Source organism: Rhodanobacter sp. KK11, from assembly GCF_033345435.1.
GTDB lineage: Bacteria > Pseudomonadota > Gammaproteobacteria > Xanthomonadales > Rhodanobacteraceae > Rhodanobacter.
The window spans coordinates 141346-162135 of the sequence record NZ_JAWPMI010000003.1 but is presented as its reverse complement, the minus strand read 5'-3'; the positions used below and the strand labels follow the sequence as shown (position 1 = coordinate 162135).

At 69.6% G+C, this 20790-nt stretch carries 16 protein-coding genes; 11 read left to right on the top strand and 5 right to left on the bottom strand.

All coding sequences use genetic code 11. From position 1 onward, the window contains the following. The first annotated feature begins 95 nt into the window (after positions 1–95). Positions 96–1466, top strand: coding sequence for an exodeoxyribonuclease VII large subunit (xseA, locus tag R5H19_RS08650; RefSeq protein WP_318158585.1), 1371 nt, complete (start codon positions 96–98; stop codon positions 1464–1466). A 21-nt stretch (positions 1467–1487) separates the two neighbouring features. On the opposite strand, the gene R5H19_RS08645 is transcribed toward xseA, so the two are convergent. Continuing rightward, a complete protein-coding gene (locus tag R5H19_RS08645) occupies positions 1488–2303 on the bottom strand; it encodes an AraC family transcriptional regulator (protein ID WP_318158584.1) in 816 nt (271 codons plus the stop codon). A 133-nt stretch (positions 2304–2436) separates the two neighbouring features. Here R5H19_RS08645 and R5H19_RS08640 point away from each other — a divergent pair, with 133 nt between their 5' ends. From R5H19_RS08640 to R5H19_RS08630, 3 genes are all read left to right on the top strand, one after another. Further along, positions 2437–2589: a hypothetical protein gene (locus R5H19_RS08640; protein ID WP_318158583.1), complete on the top strand. Its 153-nt coding sequence runs from the start codon at positions 2437–2439 to the stop codon at positions 2587–2589. Between the two features lie 52 nt (positions 2590–2641). Next, positions 2642–3262, top strand: coding sequence for an HAD hydrolase-like protein (locus R5H19_RS08635; RefSeq protein WP_318158582.1), 621 nt, complete (start codon positions 2642–2644; stop codon positions 3260–3262). Between the two features lie 173 nt (positions 3263–3435). Next, complete coding sequence (locus R5H19_RS08630; protein ID WP_318158581.1) at positions 3436–4869, top strand: aldehyde dehydrogenase family protein; 1434 nt, start codon at positions 3436–3438, stop codon at positions 4867–4869. A gap of 66 nt (positions 4870–4935) precedes the next feature. Here the strand turns inward: R5H19_RS08630 and R5H19_RS08625 are convergent, their stop codons facing one another. Continuing rightward, entirely contained in the window at positions 4936–5691 is a 756-nt protein-coding gene (locus tag R5H19_RS08625; protein ID WP_318158580.1) for a YdcF family protein, read from the bottom strand. Positions 5692–5807: 116 nt separating this feature from the next. Between R5H19_RS08625 and R5H19_RS08620 the strand changes: the two genes are divergently transcribed. Both R5H19_RS08620 and R5H19_RS08615 read left to right on the top strand, forming a co-directional pair. After that, the gene (locus tag R5H19_RS08620) at positions 5808–7247 is read left to right on the top strand and encodes a phospholipase (protein WP_318158579.1); all 1440 of its coding nucleotides are present in this window, start codon (positions 5808–5810) and stop codon (positions 7245–7247) included. A gap of 159 nt (positions 7248–7406) precedes the next feature. Further along, positions 7407–10832 (top strand): glycosyltransferase, encoded by a 3426-nt coding sequence (locus R5H19_RS08615; protein ID WP_318158578.1) that lies wholly within the window; start codon positions 7407–7409, stop codon positions 10830–10832. A gap of 15 nt (positions 10833–10847) precedes the next feature. Here R5H19_RS08615 and R5H19_RS08610 read toward each other — a convergent pair whose 3' ends face one another. Continuing rightward, positions 10848–11687, bottom strand: a complete 840-nt coding sequence (locus R5H19_RS08610) for an EamA family transporter (RefSeq protein ID WP_318158577.1) — start codon at positions 11685–11687, stop codon at positions 10848–10850. A 169-nt stretch (positions 11688–11856) separates the two neighbouring features. After that, complete coding sequence (locus R5H19_RS08605) at positions 11857–12330, bottom strand: DUF1456 family protein (RefSeq protein ID WP_318158576.1); 474 nt, start codon at positions 12328–12330, stop codon at positions 11857–11859. 107 nt (positions 12331–12437) lie between these two features. Here R5H19_RS08605 and R5H19_RS08600 point away from each other — a divergent pair, with 107 nt between their 5' ends. The 5 genes from R5H19_RS08600 (at position 12438) to R5H19_RS08580 (ending at position 18436) form a co-directional block, all read left to right on the top strand. Beyond that, positions 12438–14216 (top strand): VWA domain-containing protein, encoded by a 1779-nt coding sequence (locus R5H19_RS08600; RefSeq protein ID WP_318158575.1) that lies wholly within the window; start codon positions 12438–12440, stop codon positions 14214–14216. A gap of 271 nt (positions 14217–14487) precedes the next feature. Further along, complete coding sequence (locus R5H19_RS08595) at positions 14488–15042, top strand: RNA polymerase sigma factor (protein WP_318158574.1); 555 nt, start codon at positions 14488–14490, stop codon at positions 15040–15042. Then, positions 15039–15965, top strand: a complete 927-nt coding sequence (locus R5H19_RS08590) for a hypothetical protein (protein ID WP_318158572.1) — start codon at positions 15039–15041, stop codon at positions 15963–15965. The genes R5H19_RS08595 and R5H19_RS08590 overlap by 4 nt, the downstream gene beginning before the upstream one ends. Continuing rightward, the gene (locus R5H19_RS08585; protein ID WP_318158571.1) at positions 15962–16558 is read left to right on the top strand and encodes a YigZ family protein; all 597 of its coding nucleotides are present in this window, start codon (positions 15962–15964) and stop codon (positions 16556–16558) included. Before R5H19_RS08590 ends, R5H19_RS08585 begins: the two co-directional genes overlap by 4 nt. Before the next feature lie 105 nt (positions 16559–16663). Beyond that, positions 16664–18436 carry an ABC transporter transmembrane domain-containing protein gene (locus R5H19_RS08580; protein WP_318158570.1) on the top strand — a complete coding sequence of 591 codons (1773 nt, stop codon included), beginning with the start codon at positions 16664–16666 and terminating at the stop codon, positions 18434–18436. A 922-nt stretch (positions 18437–19358) separates the two neighbouring features. Here the strand turns inward: R5H19_RS08580 and R5H19_RS08575 are convergent. After that, a complete protein-coding gene (locus tag R5H19_RS08575) occupies positions 19359–20411 on the bottom strand; it encodes an NAD(P)-dependent alcohol dehydrogenase (protein ID WP_318158569.1) in 1053 nt (350 codons plus the stop codon). Positions 20412–20790 lie beyond the last annotated feature (379 nt).

The window sequence follows — 20790 nt, the reverse complement described above, 5'->3', positions numbered from 1 at the left end:
CCGACTTCATCTCTTGAGGCTTTTCATTCGTTTCCTGCGTCAAGCAGATGTTTTCCCGCAATTTGATACCGTCAGCGTGCTAGGCTCGCGCCCTTATGCCAGCGCCATTCGACGACTCCACGCCACGCCACGTCCTTACCCCCAGCTCGCTCAACCGGCTGGTGCGCGACCTGCTGGGCGACGCGCTGCCGCTGGTGTGGATCGAAGGTGAACTGTCGAACGTGGCCAAGCCCGCGTCCGGGCACCTGTACTTCACCCTGAAGGACAGCGGCGCCCAGGTGCGCTGCGCGATGTTCAAGATGAAGGCGACCGCGCTGCGCTTTCGTCCGGCCGACGGCATGCAGGTGCTGCTGCGCGCTCGGGTCGGCCTGTACGAACCGCGCGGCGAGTTCCAGCTGGTGGTCGAATCCATGGAGCCGGCCGGCGAAGGTGCGCTGCAGCGCGAGTTCGAGCAGCTCAAGGCGCGGCTCGACGCCGAGGGCCTGTTCGACACCGCGCGCAAGCGCCCGCTGCCCCGCTACGCGCGACGCATCGGCGTGATCACCTCGGCCACCGGCGCGGCCGTGCGCGACGTCATGAGCGTGCTGGCACGGCGCTGGCCGCTGGCCGAGGTCGAGGTGTTGCCGGTGCCGGTGCAAGGGCGCGAAGCGCCGCCCGCGATCGTCCACATGTTGCGCAAGGCCTCGGCCAGTGCGCGCTACGACGCGCTGCTGCTGACCCGTGGCGGCGGTTCGCTGGAAGACCTGTGGGCGTTCAACGACGAAGCGGTGGCGCGGGCGATCCACGCCAGCGCGGTGCCGGTGGTGAGCGCGGTGGGCCACGAGATCGACTTCAGCATCGCCGACTTCGTCGCCGACCTGCGCGCGCCCACGCCGTCGGCCGCCGCCGAATTGCTGGTGCCCGACGCGGTGGCGGTCGGCCGCCACTTGCGCCAGCTGCAGCAACGCCTGGCCACCCTCCAGCAACGCCGCATGCAGGCGAATGCGCAACGCGTGGACCACCTGCTGGCGCGCCTGCAGGCGCAGCGGCCGCAGGCGCGGCTGCAACGCGACCGCGAACGGCTGCAGCACCTGCAGCACCGCCTCACTGCCGTGCTGCGCGAGCAAGGCCAGCGTCGCCGCACCCGACTCGAGCGCCTGCACGCGCGCCTACTGGCCCAGCATCCGCGTGCACGCCTGCCACTGCTGGCGCGCCGGCTGACCGAACAGGATCAGCGCCTGCGCCGCGCGATCGCGCACGCCCTCGAACGCCGGCAGACAGTGCTGCGCCACGCCGGCCATGCACTGCACGCAGTCAGCCCGCTGGCTACGCTCGAACGCGGCTACGCGATCCTGTTCGATGCAAACGGCCAGGTGCTGCGCTCGGTGCAGGGTGTCGCAGCCGGCAGCGCGCTGCGCGCGCGCCTGGTGGATGGGGAACTGGGGCTACTGGTGAGGGAGTGCCGGCCGGCGAAGCCGCGCGGGTAAGCGCGTCCGGTCCGGCTTTGCCTAGACCCGGTTCTGTCCCGCCGCGTCCTCGCGCACCAGCATCGTCGGCGCGATGCCGAACATGCGGCGGCAGGTACGGCTGAGGTGCGCCGAGTCGGCAAAGCCAGCCTGCTGCGCCGCGTCCGTCCACGAGTCACCCGCCATGCCTCGCGCCACGGCCAGCCCCACGCGCGCCCACAACAGGTAGGCACGGAATGAGATGCCCGTCTGCGCCACGAACAGATGCCGGAAGCGGCCCGGCGACAGGTGCGCCATGGCGGCCGCCAGGGCCAGGGTGAGTTCTGCATCGGGGCGCTCGCGGATGCGATCCAGCACCCGTGCGATGCGCGGATCGACGGCTTGCGGTCCCGTGGATTGGGCTGCCAGATGCTCGACGATGCGTTGCGCGGCCTCCACCAGCGCAACGTCCGTACCACGTGCTTCGAACACGGCATGCAGCGCCGCCGTGCGGGCCGCCAGCCCTTCGTCGCGCAACAGGTCCACGTCGTGCTGCCGATGGCGCGCGATCAGTTCGCGACCGGCCAGCGTCTCCGGCTCGACGAACACCAGCGCCACCGTGTGGCCGCAACCGTCGAACAAGTGCGGCCGATCCGGCATGACGATGGCGGCCGAGGTCTGCTGCCAGGCGCCCGCCGCCGCGCCACGGATGCGGAACGGCTGCGCCGCGGCCAGCGTGATCTGGATGGCGTGGTGACTGTGCGGCTGCGCCTGGCCCGTGTCGCGCCCGATCCACACGCTGCCGCCTTTCCACATCGCCACGCGGCCGACGCCGACGACCGCGCGACGGGGTTCTGCGGCAGGCGTGGATCGGGGCATGGCGGCTCTTCGCGTCGAGACAGGACGTGCGAAGGTTAGCCCCTTGGTTCAAGCGCCCGATAGGGGCGATGCCGACAATGGCACCACGGAGCAAGCCTCCGTAGCCCTTTCCGAACCCAACGAGGACACGACCATGAACACCATCGACACCTTCGCCTGCCGTTGCCCCAGCTGCGCCGGCGCCACCTGCACCTGCGGCTGCCAGGCCGCACCTGCCAGCCAGTCCGGTTGCGGCTGCGGCTGCGGCACCGGCCAGCCGTGCCGTTGCGGCGAGACGGGTGCCTGAGCACTTCACCCCCAGGGGCGGTGCGCATCACGCGCGCCGCCCGGGCTTTTCCATGCCATACGACCTGATCATCTTCGACCTGGACGGCACGCTTGCCGATTCCTTCGCGTTCTTCGTCAGCGTGCACAACCAGCTCGCCGACCGCCATGGCTTCCGCCGTATCGCGCCGGCGGAAATCGAGACGCTGCGCGGTCGCCCGGCGCGCGAGATCATGCGCCACGTGGGCTTGCCGCGCTGGAAGCTGCCGCTGGTCGCGCGCAGCTTCGCCAGGTTGATGCGCGAGGCGGACATCCCGTTGTTCGCGGGCATCGGCCCGGTGCTGGAACGCCTGCAGCAGAGCGGAGCGGCGCTGGCCCTGGTCTCGTCCAACACCGCCGGCAACTGCCGGAGGATCCTCGGCGACGCTCACTGGCAGCGGCTGGTCCATGTCGAGTGCGGCGCGTCGATCTTCGGCAAGCGCCGTCGCATCGCGCGCGCCCTGCACGCCACCGGCATCGATCCGGCCCGCACCATCTACATCGGCGACCAGGCCACCGATGCCGAGGCCGCCCGCGCGGCCGGCGTGGCCTTTGGCGCCGTCGCGTGGGGCTACGCCACGCGCGCTTCGCTGGAACTCATCCAGCCGGAACACCTGTTCTGCTGCGTGGAAGACCTGATCGCGCTGGCCGCATGAGTGCACCGGAACCGCGGTGGTCCCGCTTGCCGTCGGGCCATCGGGCAACACCACCAACCACTTCGCGCCGGGCATCAGCGCGGCGTGACGCGCGCCACACGGGCACCCCGCCTCACGACCCCTGAACACCGCGACGCCCTATGCTTGTCGGATCGCAGCCGCAGGCAAGCACCATGTTGAACAAGAGCTACCCCTACTACCTCGCCAACCAGCCGCAGACCGCGAAGACGATGCTGGACGTCTTCGACAAGTTCAGCGGCAAGCTCGCCACCCGCGTGGCGGTGCCCGATGCCAGGGCCGTCGAGAAGGCCATCGCCACCGCGGTGAAAGCGGCGAAGCCGATGCGCGAGTTCAAGCCGTGGGCGCGGCAGGCGGTGCTGCAGCATTGCGCGGCGCGTTTCGCCGAGCGCCGCGACGAACTGGCCGAGGCGCTGTGCATCGAGGCCGGCAAGCCGATCAAGGATGCGGCCGGCGAGGTGACGCGGCTGATCGAGACGTTCCGCATCGCCGCCGAGGAGGCGGTGCGCATCAACGGCGAGACGATCAATCTGGAACTGGCCGCGCGACTGGACGGCTATCACGGCTACACCAAACGCGTGCCGATCGGCCCGGTGTCCTTCATCACGCCGTTCAACTTTCCGCTGAACCTGGTCGCGCACAAGGTGGCGCCAGCGATCGCCGCCGGTTGCCCGTTCGTGCTGAAACCGTCGGAGAAGACTCCGATCGGCGCGCTGATCATCGGCGAGGTGCTGGCCGAGACCGACCTGCCGCGCGGCGCGTTCTCGATCCTGCCGCTGGACGGCGCGCATGCCGCTCCGCTGGTCGAGGATCCGCGTTTCAGGCTGCTCTCCTTCACCGGCGGGCAGATCGGCTGGGCGCTCAAGGCGCGCGCCGGGCACAAGAAGGTAACGCTGGAACTGGGCGGCAACGCCGCGTGCATCGTCGACGCCGATCAGCACGGCAAGCTGGACCATATCGTGCAGCGGCTGGTATTCGGCGCGTTCTACCAGTCCGGCCAGAGCTGCATCGGCGTGCAGCGCATCTACGCCCATGCCGATGTCTACGATGCGCTGAAGCGCAAGCTGGTCGCCGCCACGAAGAAACTGAAATCGGGCGACCCGAAGGACAACAGCGTGTTCCTCGGCCCGATGATCGACGCGGCCGCCGCCGAACGCCTGCACGGCTGGATTCTCGAGGCGAAGAAGGCCGGCGGGAAAATCCTCTGCGGCGGCAAGCGCCACGGCAACATGCTCGACGCCACGCTGATGGAGAACGTGCCGGCCGATGCGAAGGCCAACCGCATGGAGGCGTTCGGCCCGTTCGCCCTGCTCGCCCCGTTCGAGAAGTTCGACGACGCCGTCGCGATGGTCAATGACTCCGACTACGGCCTGCAGGCCGGCATCTTCACCGACAGCCTCGACCATGCGATGCGCGCCTGGAACGAGCTGGAACAAGGCGGCGTGATCGTCAACGACATCCCCAGCTTCCGCGTGGACAACATGCCCTACGGCGGCGTGAAGCTGTCCGGCCTCGGCCGCGAGGGCGTGCGCAGCGCCATCGAGGACATGAGCGAGATTCGCCTGATGGTGATGCGCGAATCCATGTAGGAGCGCACCCTGTGCGCGAATGCTTTCCGTCACGTGGTGAAGAGCCATCGCGCACGGGGTGCGCTCCTACAGTGCGCCGGGTTTCGTCGCCCGCGCGTTCCAGCCCATCGCGTTGTACACGCGGTAGCGCGCAATGCCGGCGTACTCGTGCAGGGCCAGGTCGGCCATGGCGAAGTTGTACGACAGCGGCAACCAGGACCGCACGCCGTCGACGTAATCGGCGCGCACCGCTTCGGCATGGACGCCGAAGTGCGCGAAGTACAGCAGGCCGCGGCGCAGATGGTAGCCGGACGACACCAGCAGCACGCGGTCGGCGCCGTACGCCTGCAGCAGCGGGCCGCTGAACTGCGCGTTCTGCCAGGTGTTCATGCTGCGCGGCTCCAGCAGCAGGTCGGCGGCATCCACGCCGAGCCGCTGCAGGTTGCCTGCATAGACCAGCGCCTCCGGCCGGCCGAGTCCGCGCGCGTCGCCGCCGCTCACCTCGACCTTGCACTCGCGCCCGCCCTGTCGGCACGCACGGTAAAGCTCGGCGGCTTTGCTGATGCGGCCGTAGGCAAGCAGGCTCGGCTCGACCTCGCCGCCGGTTGCACGCACCGTGCCGGCGCCCAGCAGCACGATCGCGTTGCGCTGGCCCCAGGCGGGGGCCTGCGTCGCATAGCCCGCCTGCAGCCGCGCCAGCAACCAGATCGGCAACGGCCCGCAGCCGGTGGCCAGCAGCAGGGCCAGCGCCGACGCCAGCAGCGCGTAGCTGCAACGGCGCCAACGCAGCCGCGCCAACGCCACGGCCAGCACGATCAGGATCAGCAGCACGTTCACGGTCATGGGCAAGGCCGGTGGAGATGGCGGGGCGAGGGTGCCATTATGCCGAGGCATGGCGCGGACTGAACCGCTCTGCGCACAGTCTTCGCCGGACCGGACCCTTGCACCGGAGCTGAGCCATGACCACCCTCGTCTTCGTCCACGGCTGGAGCGTCACCAATACCTCGACCTACGGCCAGCTGCCGCAGCAGCTGCAGCAGCAGGCGGCCGCCGCCGGCCTCGCGCTGACCCTGGCCGACATCTGGCTGTCCGAATACGTGAGCTTCGACGACGCGGTGACCATGCCCGACCTGGTGCGCGCGTTCGACCACGCGCTGCGTGACCTGCACCTGCTCGACGCCAGCTTCGCCTGCGTCACCCACTCCACCGGCGGTCCGGTGGTGCGCGAGTGGCTGCGCGCGCAACGCGACAAGCCGGCCACGCACAGCACGATCCGGCTCAGCCACCTGGTGATGCTGGCACCGGCGAACTTCGGCTCGGCGCTGGCGCAGTTGGGCAAGGGCCTGCTCGGCCGGCTCAAGGCATGGTTCGGCGGGGTGGAACCGGGGCAGCGCATCCTCGACTGGCTGGAACTGGGCAGTGCCGCATCGCTGTCGCTCAACCTCGACTACATCCATGGCGACGACCCGGCGCAGCGCGGGCAATTCCTGTTCGTGCTGACCGGCGATCGACCCGACCGCCAGCTGTACGACCACCTCAACAGCTACACCGGCGAGGACGGTTCCGACGGCGTGGTGCGCATCGCCGCGGCCAACCTCAACGCCCACCACGCCGTGCTGTCGCCGCAGGCCAGCGGCGCCGGTGGCATCGACACGCTGGCGCTCACCCTCAGCCGCGGACCGCGCTGCGCGTTCAAGCTGATCGCCGGCGCGGCGCACTCGGGCGAAGAGCGCGGCATCATGGCCAGCGCCGCGCCGGCCACCGTGCAGGCGATCCTGCGCTGCCTGCAGGTGCGCGGCGCCGACGACTACGAAGGCCTGTGCGACGCCTTCGAGCGTGAAAACGCCGCGCGCGACGCCGACAAGGTGGAATTGGAACCGGCCGGGCCGTTCGCCCCGCGCGTGCACATCCACGACCCGCGCAGCCTGCTGATCGTGCGGCTCGCCGACGAGGCCGGCGAAGCGCTGACCGGTGCCGGTTTCCTGCTCACCGCAGGCAGCCAGGCCAGCCCCAACCTGTTGCCGGACGGCTTCCTGCTCGACCGCCAGGCCAACTCGAAGCAGCGCACCACCATCTCGCTGTTCCTCGACCACAGCCTGCTCGCCGGCGACGAGCGCGTGGCCGACCCGCGCAACAGCCGCAAGACACTGCGCCCCGCCGTCGCCAGCCACCGCCCCTACGGCGCCAGCGTGCGGCCGGTCGACCTCGACGGTCTGGTCCATCACGCGCTGGCCAGAAGCGACGCCGGTGACGACCTGTTCGCCATGCTCGGGCCGCACCAGACCACCGTGCTCGACGTGGTGCTGCCACGCAAGATCCACGAAGGCGTGTTCCGGCTGACGCAGACGCTGACGCCGCAGGACTTCAGCAAACCGGTGGCGGGACCGCTGATCGGCTGAGCCGGCGGATGGGCAACGCAGGCTGACCGCCTTCACCGGCCCGCTGCGTGGCCGGATCCGGATCGGCGATACTGCGCATCCCGGCGCCGCGCCAAGCCAGGGCGGCGCCGAGATCCACGCAGAGCCACGCAGCACGGCGTTCGCCGACCCGATCCCCGCATGCAGAAAAAACCGATTTTCTTCGACCCCACCGGCCGGCGGGCCAGCCACGTCTCGCGGCTGGCGCTGGTTGCCGCGGTGGTCAGCACGCTGTTCGTGGTGGCGTGCGCGGCCAGCCTGTTCGTGTGGCCCAGCATGGCCGGCCTGCACATCGGCGAGCACAGCCGGACCCGGCACGCGCTGGCCGGCGTGAAGGCGGCCGAACCGGAACTGCTGAAGCCGGCGGCCCGGCTGGCCGCCGAGGTGCGCGCCCGACAGAAGTTGCTGCACTTGCGACACACGCACGCCAGCAAGGCTGCTTCCACGCACACGCCGCCGCCGTCGCTGGACAAGCCGGCCGGCCGGCCGCTGGCGATCGGCTTCTACGTCAACTGGGACGACAACAGCTACCCGTCGCTGAAGCGCGCGCTGCCCACGCTGGACTGGGTCATCCCGACCTGGATGAGCCTCAGCGGCCCGGACATGGCGCTGCACACCAGCATCGACGCCAAGGCGTTGAACCTGATCCGCGCACAGAAACCGTCCACGCCGATCCTGCCGCTGCTGCAGAACGCGGCAAACGGCAACTGGGACGGCCCCGGCCTGGCGCGCATGCTGGCCGACCCGGCCGTGCGCCAGGCACGCATCGCGCAGATCGTGGCGTTCCTCGGCGCCAACCGCTTCCAGGGCGTGACCGTCGACTTCGAGGAAGTGCCCGAAACCTCGCAGAAGGATCTCAAGGCCTTCCTCAACGAACTCAACGACGCGTTCGACCCGCATGGCTGGGGCATCGTGCTGTCGGTGCCGTTCGACGACGCCAGCTGGGACTACGCCGGCTACGCCGACATCGTCGACTTCGAGCTGCTGATGGCCTACGACCAGCACTGGGCCGGCAAGGACCCGGGCAGCATCGCCGCCCAGGACTGGTTTGAAAGCACCCTCGACAAGCGCATGAAGGCGCTCGACCCGGACCAGGTCATCGTCGCAATCGGCAGCTACGGCTACGACTGGTCACACGGCCAGAACGCCGAGGCGCTGACCTTCCAGGACGCGATGGACCGCGCCGGCGACGCGCAAGCCGACATCGCGTTCGACCCGGACACGCAGAACCCGAACTTCTCCTACAGCGAGGACGACGGCAGCACGCACCAGGTCTGGTTCCTCGACGGCGTCACCGCCTACAACCAGATCCACGCCGCCGACGATTACCGACCCTATGGCTACGCGCTGTGGCGGCTGGGCTCGGAAGACCCGTCGGTGTGGTCGGTGCTCGGCCGGCCCTACGGCGCGGCAGCGCCGGAGCAACTGCGTACCATCGGTCAGGGCGAGGACATCGACATCGAGGGCCAGGGCGAGGTGCTGGAAATTGCTGCGCAGCCGTCGCCCGGCGCACGCAGCATCGAAGTGGACAAGGACGACGGCAGCATCGACGACGAGAGCTACAGCGCGCTGCCCAGCTCCTACGTGATCCGCCGTGCCGGCACGCTGCCGCACAAGATCGCGCTGACCTTCGACGACGGCCCCGACCCGCAGTGGACACCGCAGATCCTCGACATTCTCAAGGCGAAGCACGTGCCGGCCACCTTCTTCATCGTCGGCGAGAACGCCGAGATGTCGCCCAAGCTGGTGCAGCGGGAAGTCGCCGAGGGCCACGATGTCGGCAACCACACCTTCACCCACCCCAACCTCGGCGACAGCCCCGCAGGCATCGTGTCGCTGGAACTCAACGCCACCCAGCGCCTGTTCGAGGCGCTCACCGGCCATTCGATGCGGCTGTTCCGCGCGCCCTACTTCGGCGACGCCGAACCGACCACCGCCGACGAACTGGTGCCGATCGGCATCGCCCAGAAGATGGGCTACATCTCGGTCGGCCTGCACGTCGACGCGGAAGACTGGCAGCGCCCCGGCGTCGACCGGATCGTCGACAACGTGCTGAGCCAGGTCGCCGCCAGCAACTCCGAGCGCACCGGCCAGGTGGTGCTGCTGCACGACGCCGGCGGCGAACGCTCGCAGACCATCGCGGCGCTGCCGCGCATCATCGATGGCCTGCGCGCGAAGGGCTACGACTTCGCCACCGTCTCGACGCTGGCCGGGCTCAGCCGCGAACAGACCATGCCGTCGCTGGCGCCCGGTTCGCTGTCGCAGTGGGCCGACCGCTCGGTGTTCCTCGCGCTGGGCTGGTTCGGCCACCTGATCCGCTGGCTGCTCACCGCCGCGATCACGCTCGGCGTGGCCCGGCTGCTGCTGCTTGGCGGGCTGGCGCTGGTCAACCGCTGGCAAGAGCGCCGGCGCGCACCGCCGGCCCTGCCGGACGAACCCCCACTGGTCTCGGTGCTGATTCCCGCCTACAACGAGGCGAAGGTGATCGCCAGCTCGATCCGCCGCATCCTCAAGAGCCGCTACGCCCACCTCGAGGTGATCGTGGTCGACGACGGCTCCACCGACGGCACTTCCGCAGTGGTGCGCGAGCACTACGCCGCCGAGCCGCGCGTGCGGCTGATCAGCATCCCCAACGGCGGCAAGGCGCACGCGGTCAACACCGCGCTGCGCGAATCGCACGGCGCCGTGGTGGTGGCGCTGGACGCCGACACCCAGTTCGAGCCGCACACCATCTCGCGCCTGGTGCGCTGGTTCGCCGACCCGAAGGTCGGCGCGGTGGCCGGCAACGCCAAGGTCGGCAACCGGATCAACCTGATTACGCTGTGGCAGGCGCTGGAATACATCACCGCGCAGAATCTCGAACGCCGCGCGCTGGCCGCGCTGGGCGCGATCACCGTGGTGCCCGGCGCCGTCGGCGCGTGGCGGCGCGAGGCGCTGGAACGGCTCGGCGGTTTCCCTGCCGACACCCTGGCCGAGGACCAGGACCTCACCATCGCGGTGCAGAAAGCCGGCTACCACGCCCTGTTCGACGCCGAGGCGGTCGCCTGGACCGAGGCGCCCGACACCGCCCGCGGCCTCGCCCGCCAACGTTTCCGCTGGGCCTACGGCACCCTGCAGTGCCTGTGGAAGCACCGCGACGCCACCTTCAACCCGCGCTACGGCGCGCTCGGCACGGTGGCGCTGCCGCAGGTGTGGCTGTTCCAGATCCTGTTCTCGGTGGTGTCGCCGCTGGTCGACCTGGTACTGGTGTGGCAGATCGTCAGCACCGGCATGGACTACCTGCAGCACCGCGCCCAGTTCGACGACACCAACCTGCTGCGCATGCTGGCGTTCTACGCCGCCTTCATGGCGGTCGACCTGGGCGCGTCGGCGCTGGCGTTCGCGCTGGAGAAGAAGGAAAAGTGGAGCCTGCTGTGGTGGCTGGTGCTGCAACGCTTCGGCTACCGCCAGCTGATGTACTACGTGGTGGTGCGCTCGGTATGGACCGCCATCAAGGGACCGTCGGTGGGCTGGGGCAAGCAGGAGCGCAAGGCGACGGTGAATGCCAGCGAGGCATTGCGATCGTGAGCGGCGGCGCGCCGCCTAGTTCGCCAGCGGCTCCGCCAGTGCGGGCCGCTGCACGCTCAACGCGGTACCTGCCGCCGCCACGATGATCGTCGCGATGGCCAGCCACTGCAGCAGGCTGAGCCGTTCGCCCAGCAAGGCCACGCCGGCGACCGCCGCGATGGCCGGTTCCAGGCTCAGCAAGGTGCTGAAGGTGCGCGCCGGCAGGCGGGTCAGCGCCATCATCTCCAGCGAATACGGCAACGCCGAGCTGAGCACCGCCACGCCCAGCGCGTACGGCAGCAGCGCCGGCGACAGCAGCGCGCTGCCGGCATGCGCGATGCCGAACGGGATCGCCAGCAGCGCGCCGACCGAGGTGCCCAGCGTCACCGCGTCCGCGCCGTGGCTCGCCCCCGCCCGCTTGCCCAGCACGATGTACAGCGCCCAGCCGGCGCCGGCCGCCAGCGCGTACATCACGCCTACCGGATCGAGCGCGTGCAGCTGTCCGCGCAGCGGCAGCAACAGCGCCAGCCCGGCCACCACCAGCGCGATCCAGACGAAGTCGAGCAGGCGGCGCGAACCGAACAGCGCCAGCGCCAGCGGCCCGGTGAACTCCAGCGCCACCGCGATGCCCAGCGGAATCGTGCGCAACGACATGTAGAACACCAGGTTCATCGCGCCCATGGCGAGGCCGTAGCCCCACAGCGCGCGCCAGTCGCGCCGCTCGCCCGAGCGTCGCCACGGCCGCCGCCACAACAGCAGGATCAGCGCGCTCAGCCCCAGCCGGTAGGCCGTGGCGCCCTGCGCGCCAACCTGCGGGAACAGGTGCTTGGCCAGCGACGCGCCGCACTGGTACGAGACCATGCTGATCAACAGCATGCCGACGGCAAACACGAGCGGGGCAACGGCGGAGCGTGACGACATGGGTGCAGTGGCGACGGGGGGATTCGCCCATGATGCTCGAACCGCCAGGCGAAGCCCATCGTGCCAGCCATCTTGCGACCGTCATTGCTGACAGCGCCTGGCAGCAGTACGCGGCGCGACCGACTCAGCCGGCGCCGCGCATCCGCATCGTCAGTCCCTTCAGGAAATTCCGCAGCAGCTGGTCGCCGCACAGCTTGAAATTCTTGTGCCCGCTCTGGCGGAACAGCGCGCTCAGCTCGGGCTTGGAAACCGGGAAACCCGCGCTTTCCAGGATCTGGTGCATGTCCACGTCCTTCAGCTCGAACGCCACGCGCAGTTTCTTCAGCACCACGTTGTTGGTGACGCGCTTCTCCGGCGGGCGCGGCGGTCGGCTGTCGTCCTTGCCGCGGCGATGGAACACCAGGCCGTCGAGGAACAGCGCCAGCACCTTGTTGCTGCACTCGGCGTAGCCCGGCTCGTCGTCCTTCTTCAGGAACGCCTGCACGTCCTCCTTCCCGATCGAAGCCGACGGATCCGCCAGATGGATGATGTCGACCACCTTGGCGTCGCTGAGGTCGAGCATGTAGCGGATGGCGCGCAGTACGTCGTTGTTGATCATGGTGTTCCGGTGGATCCCGTCGAAGGCGCCATGTTACCGCGCGGCGACCAACCCCATCCGGCACGAAGCGGCGTTCCATCTTCCACCCACCGGAGGAGAACCGCCCCATGAACGTGAAAGTCCTGCTGCGCAGCCTGCTGCTGGCCCTGCTGGCGATCGGCGCCGGCTGCAGCGTATCCCGGCCCGACGCCGACCGCCCGGTGCGCAGGATCGAGCGCGCATCCGCAGCTCCACCCGTCGAACAGCCGATCGCCAAATCGGCCCCGGCCATGGCGCGGAACCTTCATCGGGACAAGGCCGATGGCCGGATCGACCGCCAGCCCGCAACGAGGCCCGCTCCTCCCGCGCCGCCCGTGGCGGCGGAGATCGCCGCGACGTCCCATAGCGCACAGCGAATGGCTTACATGCCGGCGCCGCTCCTGCCGATGCAACCGATGCCTGGCGACATCAACCGCGAGAACTACTCCCACCGCGACAGCAATCCGGTGCAACTGGCGAGCGAGCAGCCGGTGTCCACCTTCGGCATCGACGTCGACACCGGCGCGTACACCAACGTGCGACGCATGTTGAACGCGGGCTGGCTGCCGCCGGCCGACGCGGTGCGCGCCGAGGAGTTCATCAACTACTTCGACTACGGCTACACGCCGCCGGCCGACCGCGAACAACCATTCAGCGTCACCACCGAGCTGGGGCCGGCGCCGTGGAATGCACAGCGCCAACTGCTGCTGATCGGTATCCAGGGCTATCGCGTGCCGAAGGCGCAGATCCCCGCCTCGAACCTGGTGTTCCTGATCGACACCTCCGGTTCGATGAACGAGCCGGACAAGCTGCCGCTGCTCAAGGCCTCGCTGAAACAGCTGGTGCGCGAACTGCGCAAACAGGATCGGGTGGCAATCGTCACCTATGCCGGCTCTGCCGGCGTCGCCCTGCCCTCCACCGCCGGCGACCGGCACGCCACCATCAATGCAGCCATCGACAGCCTCGGCGCGGGCGGCTCCACCAATGGCGGCGCCGGCATCGAACTGGCCTACGCGCAGGCCGAACAGGGTTTCATCAAGGGCGGCGTGAACCGGGTGATGCTGGCTACCGACGGTGATTTCAACGTGGGCACGGTCAGCGAAGAAGCGTTGAAGACCATGATCGAGGATCACCGGAAGAGTGGCGTGGCGCTGACCACGCTGGGATTCGGCGAAGGCAATTACAACGATGCGATGGCCGTGATGCTCGCCGATGTGGGCAACGGCAGCCACCACTACATCGACAGCCTGCAGGAAGGCCGCCGCGTGCTGGTCGACGAGATGTCCGCCACCTTGCTGACGATCGCCAAGGACGTGAAGATCCAGCTCGAATTCAACCCCGCGCAGGTGCAGGAATACCGCCTGATCGGCTACGAGAAGCGTCTGCTCAAGCGCGAGGATTTCAACAACGACCAGGTCGACGCCGGCGAGATCGGCGCGGGCGCCAACGTCACCGCGATCTACGAGATCACCCCGAAGGGTTCGGCCGCCGCACGCATCGACCCGCTGCGCTACGGCAACCCGTCCGCACCGACCGGGAGCGGCAACGAACTGGCCTTCCTGCGCCTGCGCTACAAGCTGCCGGGACAGTCCGATAGCCAGTTGATCGAACGGCCGATCGCCGCGCAGACCGAAGCACAGGCCAGTGAACGCCTGCGCTTCGCCGCCGCGGTGGCCGCCTTCGCCGACGCCCTGCGCGGCGGCAAGTACCTGGACGGCTACGGCTACGCGCAGATCGCGCAGCTCGCCCATGGTGCCCGCGGCAGCGATGCCGACGGCTACCGCGCCGGCTTGGTGCAACTGGTGAAACTCGCCGGTGGGCTGGCCGCACACGGACATGACGACGCCAGCGACACGGCGGCACGCTGAGCCTGCTTGCCTTGCGGCGCGGGGTGCGTCATCCGGAAGCACCCCACCCCGGCCCTCCGCTGCACGCAGGGGAGGGAGCAGGAGCGGCACGCTCCGGCCCTTCTCCATGTGCAGGAGAGGGGGGCAGCGCAGCCATGCCTGCCAGGCACGGTGCCGCCAGACTTTGCTCCTCCCCCTGCGTGCAGGGGGAGGTCGGGAGGGGGTGAGGCTTTTCGCGGAACGCCCTCGCCACCTACCCGTTCTCCGGCAATTTGCCTTACCCTCGCCCTCCATGGATGCCGCGGTCGATCCCGATGCCATGCTGATGCTTGCCTACGCGCGCGGCGACCTGGCCGCGTTCGAGGCGCTGTATGCGCGCCATCGCGGCATGCTGTACCGGTTCCTGCTGCGCAGCGTGCGCGATCCGCATCGCACCGACGAGCTGTTCCAGGAAACCTGGAGCCGGGTGATCAGCGCACGGGCGCGTTACCAGCCGCAGGCGAAGTTCAGCACCTGGCTGCTGCAGATCGCGCACAACCTGATGATCGACAACGCACGCCGCCAGCGGCCGATGGCCGACGGCGACGAGGCCGAAGCCGCGCTGGCCCACCTCGCCACGCCGGAACGCGAGCAACCGGACCATGCGCTGTCCGAGTTCGAGCGCCGCCGCGGCCTGCAGCGCGCGATCGAGCAGTTGCCGGACGAGCAGCGCACGGCGGTGCTGCTGCGGCTGGAACAGGAACTGAGCCTGGAGGAGATCGCCGCGGTAACCGGCGCCGGCCGCGAGACGGTGAAGTCGCGCCTGCGCTATGCCATGACCCGTCTACGCGAAGTGCTGTCCGAATGACCACGCCACTGCCACCACACGGTCCACGCGAGCCGGACGAGACGCTGCCCGGCGAAGCCGAGCTGGCCGCGCTGTATCGCCAGCTGCCGCAGCACGAACCCGGCCCGGCGCTGGACGCGGCCGTGTTGCGCGCGGCCGCTCAGGCGCTGGAAACCGATGGCACGCGAGCCGCCGTCCCGGTCGAGCGCCGCAAGGCCCCGCGCGAGCGCGGCGACTGGGTGCATCCGAAGCCCGCTGCCGTCGCTCCCGCAGCGTCGGCGGGAGCCACCAGGAAACCCCGGCCGCGCTGGCTGCTCGGCTTGGGCAGCGCCGCCGCCCTCGTGCTCGCCGCCGGACTGGCCTGGCGCATGCACGAATCACCCCGAAGCGAATCCGCGCCGGTGGCGAGCGGCAGCGTTGCGCCGGCGCAGGCCGAGGTGGTCGCGGCGGCATCGAACGCACCTGCGCCACCGGCTCCGGCAGGCGCACCGCCGGAGCAAGCTGCACCGCCGCCCCTTGCCGCAGTGCCTCCCGCGTCCATGGCCACCAGGCCACGCCGGACCGTGGCCGACAAGCAGGCCTCAACCGCCGCCCGCGAAGAGCAGTTGGCAGACGCCACGCGGCGCGCCGCAGCCGACGCGAACGCACAAGCCGCCAGCAAGGCTGCCGCCAAGGTGGCCAGGCCCGCGACTGCGGAAGCGGAAGCCGCCGCCGGTGCGCCGTACATGCGGCAAGCCACGATGGCCGCCGCGCCGGCGCCACCCGCCGCCGCCGACACCGCGGCGAACGCCAGCGACACGCCGGCGCAGGAACTGGACAAGATCCGGCAACTGTTCGCGCAGGGCCACGACGACCAGGCGCAGCAGCGGCTGGCCGCGTTCCGCCACGCACATCCGCAATGGGAGCTGCCGCCGGAGTTGCAGGCGAAACTGCGCAAGCCATGAGCGAAACGCTGTCCACCCTGGCCCAGCCGTGTCGCCATCAGGAAGAGATCAGGAAAAGCCGCTTCCTCGCCCAGGCCGCCCCGGTCGAGTCCGCCGAGCAGGCGCTGGCCTTCGTGCGCGAGGTGGGCGACCCCACCGCCACGCACAACTGCTGGGCCTACCGCCTCGGCCAGGACTACCGCTTCAACGACGACGGCGAACCCGGCGGTACCGCCGGCCGGCCGATCCTGCAGGCGATCGAGGGCCAGGCGATGGACCGCGTCGCGGTGGTGGTGACGCGCTGGTTCGGCGGCATCAAGCTGGGCGCCGGCGGCCTGGTGCGCGCCTACGGCGGCACCGCGGCGGAATGCCTGCGCCGTGCCGAGCGCGTGCCGATCGTGGCGATGGCGCGGCTGGGCCTGCGCTGCGACTTCGCCGAGCTGGCCCTGCTCAAGGCCCGCCTGAAAGACCTGCAGGCCGAGGTCGAACACGAGGCATTCGGCGCCGACGGCGTGGAACTGCAACTGCGCCTGCCGGACAGCCGCGTCGCCGAAGCCTGCCTGCGAATCAGCGACATCAGCCGCGGCCGCAGCGAAGCGCGACGGCTGGATTGAGCCACCATCACGCAGCTCTGGATTGAATCGGCGGCAAGCCGCCCCACCTTGAACGGATCGCCCGTGCGCGGGCCGCGTGCATCCTTGATCCGCCTGCGAGTGCCCATGAGCGACCCCGCCACCGACACCTCCCGCCCCGTCCACCGCCTCGGCGCGTTGCGCGAACTCTGGCCGTTCCTGAAGCCGCACCGTGCGCTCGCGCTGGGCTGGCTGCTGTTCCTGGCGCTGTCCTCCGGCGCCTCGCTGGCACTGCCGATGGCCTTCCGCCACATCATCGACCAGGGCTTCGGCCACTCCAGCCCGGCGGTGATCAACCAGACCTTCATCGTGCTGTTCGGCGTGGCGCTGGTGCTGGCCTTCGCCACCGCCGCGCGCTACTTCTGCATCACCCTGCTGAGCGAGCGCGCGCTGGCCGCGCTGCGGCAGACGCTGTACGCGCACGTGATCCGGCTCGACGTGGGCTTCTTCGAGAAGAGCCGCGTGGGCGAGCTGCTGTCACGCCTCAGTGCCGACACCGAAGTGGTGCAGGCGCTGATCGGCTCGGGCGTGTCGGTGGCGCTGCGCAGCGCGGTGATGCTGATCGGCGCCAGCGCCATGATGGTGTGGACCGCACCGTCGCTGGCCGGCCTCACCGCGCTGGTGATTCCGGCGGTGATGCTGCCGATCCTGCTGTTCGGCCGCCGCGTGCAGAAACTGTCGCGGGCCAGCCAGGACCGCCTTGCCGACGCCGCGGCGATCGCCAACGAAACCCTGAATGCCTCCACCGCGGTGAAGGCGTATGCGCGCGAGCGCATCGAGAGCACCCGCTATGGCAGTGCGATCGCCCGCGCGCTGGCCACCGCGCGCCGGCGCATCGGCATGCGCGCGCTGCTGACCATGGCGGTGATCGTGCTGGTGTTCGGCGCGATCACCTTGGTGCTGTGGGTCGGCGCGCGCCACGTGCTGGCCGGCACCCTCGGCGTCGGCGTGCTGGGCCAGTTCGTGCTGTACGCGGTATTCGCTGCCGGCTCGGTAGCCGGTTTGTCCGAAGTATGGGGCGACGTGCTGCGTGCGGCCGGCGCGATGGAACGCATCGGCGAACTGCTGGCCGAACGCGCCGACATCGTCGACCCGGCGCAGCCGCAGGCGTTGCCGCAACCGATGCGCGGCGAGCTGCGCTTCGACGGCGTGACCTTCCACTACCCCACCCGCCCCGATGCGGCGGCGCTGCACGACTTCACGCTAATCGTCCAGCCGGGCGAGACGGTGGCCCTGGTCGGCCCCTCCGGCGCCGGCAAGAGCACGGTGTTCGCCCTGCTGCTGCGCTTCTACGATCCGCAGAGCGGCAGCATCCGCATCGACGGCATCGACCTGCGTGCCACCACCCTGGCCGGCCTGCGCGGCGCGATCGCGCTGGTGCCGCAGGAGACCGTGATCTTCGCCGGCAGCGCCGCGGACAACATCCGCTTCGGCCGCCAGGACGCCGGCGACGACGAGGTGCGCGAAGCCGCCCGCGCCGCCGAGGCGCACGAGTTCATCAGCGCGCTGGACCGCGGCTACGACGCCGAACTGGGCGAGCGCGGCGTGCGCCTGTCCGGTGGCCAGCGCCAGCGTATCGCGATCGCCCGTGCGATCCTGCGCGATGCGCCGCTGCTGTTGCTGGACGAGGCCACCTCGGCACTCGATGCGCAATCGGAAGCCGCCATCCAGCAGGCACTGGCGCGGCTGGAACAAGGCCGCACCACGCTGGTGATCGCCCACCGCCTCGCCACTGTGCAGCGTGCCGACCGCATCGTGGTGATGGATGGCGGCCGCATCGTGGCGCAGGGCACGCACGAAAGCCTGCTGGCCGAGGGCGGGTTGTACGCGGAGCTGGCAAGGCTGCAGTTCGTGGCGTGAGGGAATGATTTCTCCTCCTCCTGCTCGCAGGGGGAGGCCGGGAGGGGGTGACGCTCTTGCTCCGGATTTGAAGATCAAGAGCACCCCTCCCCGGCCCTCCCCTGCTGCGCAGGGGAGGGAGCAAAGCCGGCATCGCGTTATTTCTCCTCCCCCTGCGCGCAGGGGGAGGCCGGGAGGGGGTGACGCTCTTGCTCTGGATTGGAAGATCAAGAGCACCCCACCCCAGCCCTCCCCTGCTGCGCAGGGGAGGGAGCGAAGCCGGCATCGCGTCATTTCTCCTCCCCCTGCGCGCAGGGGGAGGTTGGGAGGGGGTGACGCTCTTGCTCTGGATTTGAAGATCAAGAGCACCCCACCCCAGCCCTCCCCTGCTGCGCAGGGGAGGGAGCGAAGCCGGCATCGCGTCATTTCCCCTCCCCCTGCTCGCAGGGGAAGGTTGGGAGGGGGTGCCGCTCTTGCTCTGGATTTTTGAAGATCAAGAGCACCCCACCCCAGCCCTCCCCTGCTGCGCAGGGGAGGGAGCGAAGCCGGTATCGCGTCATTTCCCCTCCCCCTGCTCGCAGGGGGAGGTTGGGAGGGGGTGACGCTCTTGCTCTGGATTTGAAGATCAAGAGCACCCCTCCCCGGCCCTCCCCTGCTGCGCAGGGGAGGGAGCGAAGCCGGTATCGCGTCATTTCTCCTCCCCCTGCGCGCAGGGGGAGGTTGGGAGGGGGTGACGCTCTTGCTCTGGATTTGAAGATCAAGAGCACCCCACCCCAGCCCTCCCCTGCTGCGCAGGGGAGGGAGCGAAGCCGGCATCGCGTCATTTCCCCTCCCCCTGCTCGCAGGGGGAGGTTGGGAGGGGGTGACGCTCTTGCTCTGGATTTGAAGATCAATAGCACCCCCCAGCCCTCCCCTGCTGCGCAGGGGAGGGGGGAAGCAGGGCTCAGTCGGCCAGCGTGGCGTTGTCGATCACGAAGCGGTACTTCACATCGCTCTTGACCATGCGGTCGTAGGCCTCGTCGATCTGCTGCACACGTATCATCTCGATGTCGGCGACAATGCCTTTGTCCGCGCAGAAATCCAGCATCTCCTGGGTCTCGGCGATGCCGCCGATCAGCGAGCCGGCGATGGCGCGGCGCTTGAAGATCAGGTTGGCGACGTTCGGCGACGGGTGCGGATGCTCCGGCACGCCGACCAGCACCATCGTGCCGTCGCGCTTGAGCAGCCCGGTGAAGGCATCCAGCGAATGGCTGGCGGCCACGGTGTTGAGGATGAGATCGAAGCTGTTGGCATGCGCGTTCATCTCGTCGGCGTTGCGCGAAACCACCACCTCGTCCGCACCCAGGTCCCGTGCATCCTGGCGCTTGCCTTCCGAGGTGGTGAACGCCACCACGTGTGCGCCCATCGCATGCGCGATCTTCACGCCCATGTGACCCAGCCCGCCGATGCCGACCACGCCGACCTTCTTGCCCGGGCCGGCATGCCAGTGCCGCAGCGGCGAGTATGTGGTGATGCCCGCGCACAGCAGCGGCGCGACCGCGGCCAGTTGTTCCTCGGGATGGCGAATCTTCAGCACGAACTTCTTGTCGACCACGATGCGCTGCGAGTAACCACCCAGCGTGTGCCCGGGCGCATCCTTCGTCGGGCCGTTGTAGGTGCCGACGAAACCGTTCTCGCAGTATTGCTCCAGTCCCTCGTCGCAGGCCGCGCAATGCTGGCAGCTGCCGACCAGGCAGCCCACGCCCACGGTGTCGCCGACCTTGAAGCCGGTCACCTCGCCGCCCACGGCGCTGACGTGGCCGACGATCTCGTGGCCGGGCACGCAGGGATACAGCGTGCCGCCCCACTCGGAGCGCACGGTATGCAGGTCGGAATGGCACACGCCGCAATAGGCGATCTCGATCTGCACGTCCTGCGGGCCGGGCACGCGGCGCGCGATGTCGATGGGCTGCAGCGGCTTGTCGGCGGCGTGGGCGCCGTAGGCTTTGGTGGTCATGGGGTTTTCCTTGCTGGGGAATGGGGCAATGGGGTCAGGCGGTCGGACCCACAAGATATTCCTCATCAGTCATCTTCTCTATCTACTCGACCGCCTCGCCGTGCTTCGCCTCCCGGAGGGGAGGCAGGCCATCGCGGCGATCGGCGTGGCCGACGCCAGTGCCGGCGGTTCGACGGGCAGCGGAGATGTTGCCGGGCATTGATCCCCACGAACGGCCCGCCTCGCTGCGGGCCCAGCCTTGCCCCGCGGTGACGATCCCGGCGGATGGGTGGGCCAGGCGCGGCCTGCGCCCGGCTCGAAAGTCGCAGCGGCACCGGGCGCGTTCGCCGCCATGCCACGCAACGGCGGGGCGACGCGCAGCTCGCCGGCGAGGTATCCG

Bases quoted from the DNA above. Each gene is read 5' to 3' on its own strand.
- xseA (WP_318158585.1), top strand. From the start codon at position 96: ATGCCAGCGCCATTCGACGACTCCACGCCACGCCACGTCCTTACCCCC.
- R5H19_RS08645 (WP_318158584.1), bottom strand. From the start codon at position 2,303: ATGCCCCGATCCACGCCTGCCGCAGAACCCCGTCGCGCGGTCGTCGGC.
- R5H19_RS08640 (WP_318158583.1), top strand. From the start codon at position 2,437: ATGAACACCATCGACACCTTCGCCTGCCGTTGCCCCAGCTGCGCCGGC.
- R5H19_RS08635 (WP_318158582.1), top strand. From the start codon at position 2,642: ATGCCATACGACCTGATCATCTTCGACCTGGACGGCACGCTTGCCGAT.
- R5H19_RS08630 (WP_318158581.1), top strand. From the start codon at position 3,436: ATGTTGAACAAGAGCTACCCCTACTACCTCGCCAACCAGCCGCAGACC.
- R5H19_RS08625 (WP_318158580.1), bottom strand. From the start codon at position 5,691: ATGACCGTGAACGTGCTGCTGATCCTGATCGTGCTGGCCGTGGCGTTG.
- R5H19_RS08620 (WP_318158579.1), top strand. From the start codon at position 5,808: ATGACCACCCTCGTCTTCGTCCACGGCTGGAGCGTCACCAATACCTCG.
- R5H19_RS08615 (WP_318158578.1), top strand. From the start codon at position 7,407: ATGCAGAAAAAACCGATTTTCTTCGACCCCACCGGCCGGCGGGCCAGC.
- R5H19_RS08610 (WP_318158577.1), bottom strand. From the start codon at position 11,687: ATGCTGTTGATCAGCATGGTCTCGTACCAGTGCGGCGCGTCGCTGGCC.
- R5H19_RS08605 (WP_318158576.1), bottom strand. From the start codon at position 12,330: ATGATCAACAACGACGTACTGCGCGCCATCCGCTACATGCTCGACCTC.
- R5H19_RS08600 (WP_318158575.1), top strand. From the start codon at position 12,438: ATGAACGTGAAAGTCCTGCTGCGCAGCCTGCTGCTGGCCCTGCTGGCG.
- R5H19_RS08595 (WP_318158574.1), top strand. From the start codon at position 14,488: ATGGATGCCGCGGTCGATCCCGATGCCATGCTGATGCTTGCCTACGCG.
- R5H19_RS08590 (WP_318158572.1), top strand. From the start codon at position 15,039: ATGACCACGCCACTGCCACCACACGGTCCACGCGAGCCGGACGAGACG.
- R5H19_RS08585 (WP_318158571.1), top strand. From the start codon at position 15,962: ATGAGCGAAACGCTGTCCACCCTGGCCCAGCCGTGTCGCCATCAGGAA.
- R5H19_RS08580 (WP_318158570.1), top strand. From the start codon at position 16,664: ATGAGCGACCCCGCCACCGACACCTCCCGCCCCGTCCACCGCCTCGGC.
- R5H19_RS08575 (WP_318158569.1), bottom strand. From the start codon at position 20,411: ATGACCACCAAAGCCTACGGCGCCCACGCCGCCGACAAGCCGCTGCAG.